This is a genomic window from Saccharopolyspora sp. 7B, from assembly GCF_020177435.1.
In the GTDB taxonomy this organism is placed as follows: domain Bacteria; phylum Actinomycetota; class Actinomycetes; order Mycobacteriales; family Pseudonocardiaceae; genus Saccharopolyspora_C; species Saccharopolyspora_C gregorii.
In genome coordinates, this window is the sequence record NZ_JAIUKC010000244.1 from 1 (window position 1) to 7,119 (window position 7,119).

The 7,119-nt window shown below is 73.6% G+C and carries 4 protein-coding genes and 1 pseudogene; 2 read left to right on the forward strand and 3 right to left on the reverse strand.

Annotated elements, in window-relative coordinates:
* Positions 1–252 (reverse strand): hypothetical protein (locus tag LCD33_RS27940; RefSeq protein WP_224978464.1); only part of this gene is annotated, 252 nt, incomplete at its 3' end.
* Between the two features lie 186 nt (positions 253–438).
* Between LCD33_RS27940 and LCD33_RS27945 the strand changes: the two genes are divergently transcribed.
* Positions 439–3,678 carry a glycosyltransferase gene (locus tag LCD33_RS27945; protein WP_224978465.1) on the forward strand — a complete coding sequence of 1,080 codons (3,240 nt, stop codon included), beginning with the start codon at positions 439–441 and terminating at the stop codon, positions 3,676–3,678.
* A 341-nt stretch (positions 3,679–4,019) separates the two neighbouring features.
* On the opposite strand, the gene LCD33_RS27950 is transcribed toward LCD33_RS27945, so the two are convergent.
* On the reverse strand, positions 4,020–4,904 hold the full coding sequence (locus tag LCD33_RS27950; protein WP_224978466.1) for a hypothetical protein: 885 nt from the start codon (positions 4,902–4,904) through the stop codon (positions 4,020–4,022).
* A 610-nt stretch (positions 4,905–5,514) separates the two neighbouring features.
* Here LCD33_RS27950 and LCD33_RS29705 point away from each other — a divergent pair.
* A pseudogene (locus tag LCD33_RS29705) lies at positions 5,515–6,393 on the forward strand (acyltransferase family protein); the annotation flags it as partial.
* Here the strand turns inward: LCD33_RS29705 and LCD33_RS29710 are convergent.
* A partial coding sequence (locus tag LCD33_RS29710; protein WP_224978467.1) for a Cys-every-fifth RiPP peptide CefA occupies positions 6,320–7,119 on the reverse strand: 800 nt, incomplete at its 5' end. The pseudogene LCD33_RS29705 and the gene LCD33_RS29710 overlap by 74 nt on opposite strands.

Below are 7,119 nucleotides of genomic sequence, written 5' to 3' on the forward strand. Positions count from 1 at the left end.
GTCGTCGGGATCATCGGGATCGTCGTCGTCGTCCTCCGGTTCCGGCGGTGGCAGGTCGGCGGGCGCCGAGGTGGCGACGACCGGCGGCGTCGCCGGCCTGCTGGGGGCGGGCCCGACCAGGTCGCCGACGCGCACCTCGGCAGGCACCTGCGGGGCGCGCGGGCCGTTGCTCAGCGCGTAGCCCAGCAGCACCGCGGTGATCGGCAGCGCGAGCGCGGCGATGAGCAGCGGCAACCTCTTCACCGGCCTCATGCCCGCATCGTCGCCGCCTTCCTGGCCCCGGAGGATGAGAAGGGCATGAGAACTTTCTCATGCGGGGGCGCCGGAGGTTGCGCGGATCCCGCGCCTGGCGGCACCGCCCAGCGGCTAGCCTGCACCACGAACGGGTGCCGCCGCGATCGCGGACCGGCACGGGTACTGGGGCCGAGGGCAGGCGCGATGGGTGAAGACGGCGACCGGCTGATCGACTGGACCGGGGAGCGCTGCGTGCCCTGGGCCGACGACGTCCAGGTGATCTACGAGCACTACCACCGGTACGCCCTGGCGGCCCGGTTCGTCCGCGGCAAGCGGGTGCTGGACCTGGCGTGCGGCGAGGGCTACGGGGCCGCGCTGCTGGCCGCCGAGGGCGCGGAGGTCGTGGGCCTCGACGTCGACCCGGCGACCGTGGAGCACGCCACCCGGAGCTACGGCTCCCGCGACGTCTCGTTCCGCACCGGCTCGATCACCGACCCGGACGTGCTGGCCGATGAGAAGCCGTTCGACGTGGTGGTGTGCTTCGAGGCGATCGAGCACGTCGCCGAGCACGACGCGGTGCTCGCCCTCGTCCGGTCCCGCCTCGGACCGGGCGGGTTGTTCCTGGTCAGCACCCCGGACACGGACGTCTACCAGCACGAGCACGGCAACGACAACCCGTTCCACGTCAAGGAGCTCACCGGCCCCGAGTTCGAGTCGCTGTTGGAGGGCGCGTTCCGGCACGTGGCGGTGCTGCGGCAGAACGCGGCGGTCGGCTCGGTGCTGACCCCCGCCGACCCGGGCGACCCGGACACCGCGATCGAAGGCGTCCGGTTGCAGACGCTGCACCAGGACGGGTCGGGCGCGTGGTCGGTGCGCCAGGGCCTGCCGCACACCTACCTGCTGGGGGTGACCTCGGACCGGCCGTTGCCGAAGCTGCCCGCCGCGGCGGTGCTGCTGGACGACGAGCTCACCCTGGCCCGCCGGGCCGGGCAGGCCGACGTGCGGCCGATCATCGAGCAGCGCGACGAGGCGGTAGCCGACGTCGCGAAGCTCAACGAGCACTACCAGCGCAGCCGCGCGGAAGCCGAGGAGCTCAAGGGCGCGGTCGCCCGGCTGGAGGAGCTGCGCCGCGCCGAGGAGTCCCGCGCCGACGAGCAGGTCCACGAGCAGCAGCGGCTGCGCACCGAGCTCGAAGCGGGCCTGGAGCAGGCCCGGCTCGGCGCCGACCGGGACGCGGCGCGCATCGAGTGGCTCCGCGACACCGTCACCCGCCTGGAGCAGCGCACCGCGGAGGCCGAGCGCACCGCCGCCGAGCTCGCCGAGCGCAACGCCGAGCTCGTCGCGCAGAACTCGGCGCTGGTGCAGCGCGCCGTCCGCAAGTACCGCACCGTCGTCGAGCGCGTCGCGCCCCGCGGCACCGCCCGCCGCGACGTCTACGAGCTCGCCCTCGGCAGGCAGCCCGGCGCGGTCGCGGCCGAGCAGGCGCCCGAGACGGGCCCGGTCGCGGTGCCGCGCAGCGACGACCCGGTGGTCAGCGTGATCGTCCCGGTGCACGGCAAGTGGCCCTACACCCGGCAGTGCCTGCGGTTCCTCGGCGGGCACCTGGTGTCGGTGCCGTTCGAGGTGATCGTGGTGGACGACGCCTCCCCGGACGACAGCGCGGTGCGGCTCGCGGAGTGCGAGGGCGTCCGGCTGGTGCGCGCCGAGCGGAACCTCGGGTTCATCGGCGCCTGCAACCTCGGCGCGCAGCACGCGCGCGGCAGGCACCTGTTCTTCCTCAACAACGACGCCGAGGTCACCGAGTCCTGGCTGGACCTGCTCGTGTCCACGATGGACTCCGACGAGCGGATCGGGCTGGTCGGCGCGAAGCTCGTCTACCCGGACGGCCGCCTGCAGGAGTGCGGCGGCATCGTCTGGGCCGACGGCACCGGCTGGAACCTGGGGCGCAACGGGGAACCGAACGCCTCCGAGCACAACGTGCTGCGCGACGTGGACTACTGCTCCGGCGCGGCGATCCTGGTGCGCGCCGAGGTGTTCCACCAGGTCGGCGGCTTCGACACCCGCTTCGCGCCCGCCTACTACGAGGACACCGACCTGGCGTTCGCGGTGCGCGCCGCCGGCTACCGCACCGTGGTGCAGCCGAAGGCCGTGGTGGTGCACCACGAAGGCGTCTCCAACGGCACCGACCTGTCCACCGGGGTGAAGCGGCACCAGGAGCTGAACCGCCAGGTGTTCGTGGACAAGTGGCGGGAGGTCCTCGCCGACCACCTGCCGGAGGCCTCGCCGCGGAACCTGTGGCTGGCCCGGCAGCGCGGCGCCCGCGGGCACCACGGGCCGATCGTGCTGGTGAAGGACCACCAGGTGCCGCGCCCCGACTTCGACTCCGGTTCGGTGCGGATCCGCCGCGTGCTGGAGCAGTTCGTGGAGCTCGGCGCGCGGGTCGTGTTCTTCCCCGGCAACCACGCGAAGCTGGAGCCCTACACCACCGAGCTGCAGCAGGCCGGGGTGACGGTGCTGCCGGAACCCGAGCTGCAGCAGGCGTTCCTCGTCGAGGCGGGCTCCGAGATCTCGCTGGCCGTGCTGTCCCGCCCGCAGGTCGCGTGGAGCCTGGTGGAGGAGCTGCGGACCCGCGCGCCGCAGGCCGTGCTCGCCTACGACACCGTGGACGTGCACTTCCTCCGGTTGCAGCGGCAGGCCGCGCTGGCCGAGGAGCAGGGCGAGCCGGACGTGGCGAAGGCGTTGCTGCGCAAGGCGTTCGCGTCCCGCGAGATGGAGCTCGGCCTGGTCCGCTCCTGCGACGTGACGCTGGTGGTGTCGGAGGCCGAGCAGCAGCTGCTCGGCGAGCTGGTGCCGGACGCCGACGTGCGGGTTCTGTCCAACGTGCACGACGTCCGCGACGGCACCGAGTTCCCGCACGGCCGCCGCGACGTGCTGTTCGTCGGCAGCTTCGACCACCCGCCGAACCGGGACGCCGCGGAGTGGGCGGCCGCGGAGGTGCTGCCGCTGGTGCGCGAGCGGTGCCCCGACGCGGTGCTGCACGTCGTCGGCTCCAACCCGACCGAGGAGGTGCTGGCGCTCGCCGGGGACGGCGTCGAGGTGCACGGCTGGGTGCCGGACCTCGCCGCGCTGTACGAGCGCAGCCGGGTCGTGCTGGCGCCGCTGCGCTTCGGCGCGGGCGTGAAGGGCAAGGTGGGGGAGGCCCTCGGGCTGGGTGTGCCGGTGGTGGGCACCACGCTGGCGATGGAGGGCATGCATCTGGATCCGGAGCAGGACGTGCTCGTCGCGGACGACGCTGCGGGGCTGGCGGCGGCCGTGGTCCGGCTGCTCACCGAGGACGCCACCTGGTCGCGGCTGTCCGCGGCGGGCAAGGCGGGCATCGCCGCCCAGTTCGGCCCGGACGTATCCCGAGCAGCGATCGCGAAACTCCTCGATGCGGAGCTGTGAACTCGGTTTGCGCCGTGGTGGGGTGGCGGAACCTCAGCGGGAATCCCGCTGAGAACCCGCGGGTGGTCCGGTTGCTCGGGTGGTCGCTGCTCAGCGGCTTCGCCACTGACAGGACATGGCCGAGAACCGCGACGCGGGTTCAACGCCGGGCGGTGAGGTTCCGTTCCGCTACCTCGGTGCTGCGCGGGGCGGGTCGGCGGACGGGGCAGCGGCATCGACGTGGAACGGCCCGCCCCCCCCGGGGGGGGGGGGGGGGGGGGGTTGGGGGGGGGGGGGCCGCGCCCCCCCGGGGCCCCCCCCCCCCCCCCGGGGGTGGGGGGGCCGTCGGTGTTCGGGAGCCGTCAGTCGCGGACGGTCGGCGGCGTCTGCGCGAGCTGCTGGTCCAGCAGCGCCTTGAACGCGGTCTGCGCGGCCGCCTTGTCCGGCGCGTTCACGTCCACGATGATCGCCCAGCCGTGCGCCACGTAGGCGGTGCGGTACACGCCGCCGCCGGTCGTCATGACCTCCACGCCCCGGTACGACAGGTCCTCGTCCGCGGCGAGGCCCTGCTGGTCGTCCAGGTAGGCCTCCGCGACCGACTGCGCCGCGGTCTGGTCGGGCATCCGCACCGCGATCAGCACCGAGGTGGCGGCACCGTCGCTGCGGCTGAAGAACGCGTCGATCAGCCCGCCCTGCAGCGCGGCGGCGCGCACCGGGTCCCGCAGCACTCCGGACTTGGGGCTGTTCTCCAGCGCCGCGCGGTCCAGCGGACCGTTGTACGGGTGCGGCTGGCCCGGCGGCACGGCCACCAGGACCTCGGGGGTGGCGGCCGGCGCGGGCTTCGGCGCGGGCGGTTCCGGCAGCGGCTCGCTGGTGGGCACCGGCGGCGCCTGCTGCTCGGTGGGGCGCTGGGGTTCCGCCTGGTCGTCACCGGAGGTGAAGTAGAAGACCCCGGCGACGATGACGCCCACGAGCAGCACCGCGCCGAGCGCGATGCCCGCGATGGTCTTGCCCTTCGAACCGCCGTCGCCGACCTCGAAGACCTCTGGGCCCTGCCGCATCCAGCTGGTGTCGCCGTGCTCGGGGGCCGACGGCTGCTCCGGTTCGCCCCACGGGGAGGCCTTCTCACCGGTGTTCCACCCGGGCTGCTGGTTCCAGCCGGGCTGCTGCTGGCCGGCCCACGGCTGCTGCTGGCCGACGTTGACGACCTGGGTGCTCTCCGACTGCTGCGCCATCGGGTTCGGCACGACCTGCGTGGACTCGTTCGACGGCTGCGGTTGCTGCTGGGCGGCCTGCGCGCCCTGCGCCGCGGCGGCGCCCCAGTTGAACGCGGGCGGGAACGGGCTCTGCTGACCACTTTGCGGGGTCCCCTGTTGGGGGAAGCCAACCGGAGGGCGTGCCGGGCTGCTGCTGCGGGAGGTCGCCGGATGCGGGTCCGGATTGCCCGCCCTGCGACCTACCGATCAGCGCGTCCCGCCGGGAGCGGTACTCCTCGGCGGAGATCCTGCCTGCCGCGAGTTCGGCGTCGAGGTTGTGCAGCTCGTCTTGCCAGGTCACCGATGCGCCCTTTCCGGTTTTCACGAGTCGCTGCCGATGTGCGATCGATCGTCATTTTGCACCCCCAGGAGTGCGCGCGATGCACCGGCCGGATAACGATCCGCCCGGCGTGAGCAACCGCGCGCGGTCGCGCTCGTCGAAACGCGCGTCGAGATCGCGGTGCCACCGGATACGCTACTCGGCGTCGAGGCTGGGATCGACGGTGACATCGCGGGGGTGAAACGGATGGGCACGCAGCGTGTCGACCACGCCCATCCGGAGCGGTTCGCCGAGCCCTCGCACGGTTTCGCCTGGATCCGCATGATCGGTGCGCTGGTCGTGATCTACGGGCACAGCTCGCCGCTGGTCGGAACGGGAGAACTGTTCCCGCCGGAATGGCCGGTGCAGCCCGACGAGGGCGTGCTCATGGGTTTCTTCGCGATGAGCGGATTCCAGATCACCGAGAGCTGGGTGCGCGATCCGCACCCGCTCCGGTTCGCCGCGAAGCGGGTGCTGCGGCTGTGGCCGCCGATGCTGGCGGTGACCCTCGGGATGGCGCTGATCGTCGGCCCGCTGGTGACGACGCTGCCGGTGCGCGAGTACTTCGCCGCGCACGACACCTGGGGCTACGTCGTCAACAACGCCGGGATGCTGACGCTGCAGCACACCCTCCCCGGCGTGTTCACCGCGAACCCGTGGCCGGACGCGGTGAACGGTTCGCTGTGGACGCTGCCGATGGAGCTGCTCGCCTACGGCGGGTTGTACGCGCTGCTGCTCCTGGGCGCGGCGAAGCAGCGGTGGCGCTGGCTGGCGGTCGCGGCGCTGGTCGCGCTGGTGGTGTGGGACCGGCACCTGGAGCAGATCCCGGGCGCGGAGTCGGGCGGTGCGCTGCTGAGCGTCCCGGTCGAGTCGCTGGTGGCGTTCCTGGTGGCGTTCGCGCTGGGCGTGGTGCTGAACCTGTACCGCGTCCCGTTGTCGCCGACGGCCGCGCTCGCGGGCCTGGTGGTGCTGGCGGCGATGCCGAACAGCATCGCGGCGTCGTTCCTGATGACCTTCGTGGCGAGCTACGCGGTGGTGGTGGCGGGGCACTTCTGGCCGTCGCGGCTGACGGTGCCCGGCTGGTTCGTCAACGGCAGCTACGGCGTGTACGTGTGGGGCTTCCCGGTGCAGCAGCTGCTGGCGATGGCGGGGATCGCGAACCAGTACGTGATGCTGCTGTGCGCGGCGCCGATCGCGTACGTGCTGGGCACGGCGTCCTGGGTGTTCGTCGAGGACCCGACGATGAAGCTGCGCCGCTACGTGGCGCCGGACCGGCCCGCCCGCGCCGCCGAGCAGCGCCCGCGGGACGGCCGGGAGGACGGCTGGGCGGACGAGGACGGCTGGGCGGACGAGGACGACCGGGACGGCTGGGACGACGAGGACGGCTGGGACGACCGGGAGGACTGGTCGGACGAGGACCGCGACGACCGCGAGCGCTGGGACGACCGCGACGACCGCGAACGCTGGGACGGGCACGACGACCGGTACGACCACCGGGAGAGTGGGCACCGGGCGCGTGGTGACGACCTGGGCCGCGCGGATCGGGACGGCCGCGCCGTGCTCGCCGCCCACCCGGCCCACGCCGAGCGCGACGACCTCGACCCCCGGTTCGAGCGGGCCGCCGCGCCCGCCGGCCCGCCGGAGCAGACCCGACACCGGGCCGACCCGCCGACCCACCGCGCCGAACCCGTCCGGCCCGAACCGGCCAGGCCCGAACCCGTCCGGCCCGAACCGGCCAGGCCCGAACCCGGCAGGCCTGAACCCGGCAGGCCTGAACCCGGCAGGCCTGAACCCGGCAGGCCTGAACTCGGCAGGCCTGAACCCGGCAGGCCTGAACTCGGCAGGCCTGAACCCGGCAGGCCTGAACTCGGCAGGCCCGAACCCGGC

Bases quoted from the DNA above. Each gene is read 5' to 3' on its own strand.
- LCD33_RS27945 (WP_224978465.1), top strand. From the start codon at position 439: ATGGGTGAAGACGGCGACCGGCTGATCGACTGGACCGGGGAGCGCTGC.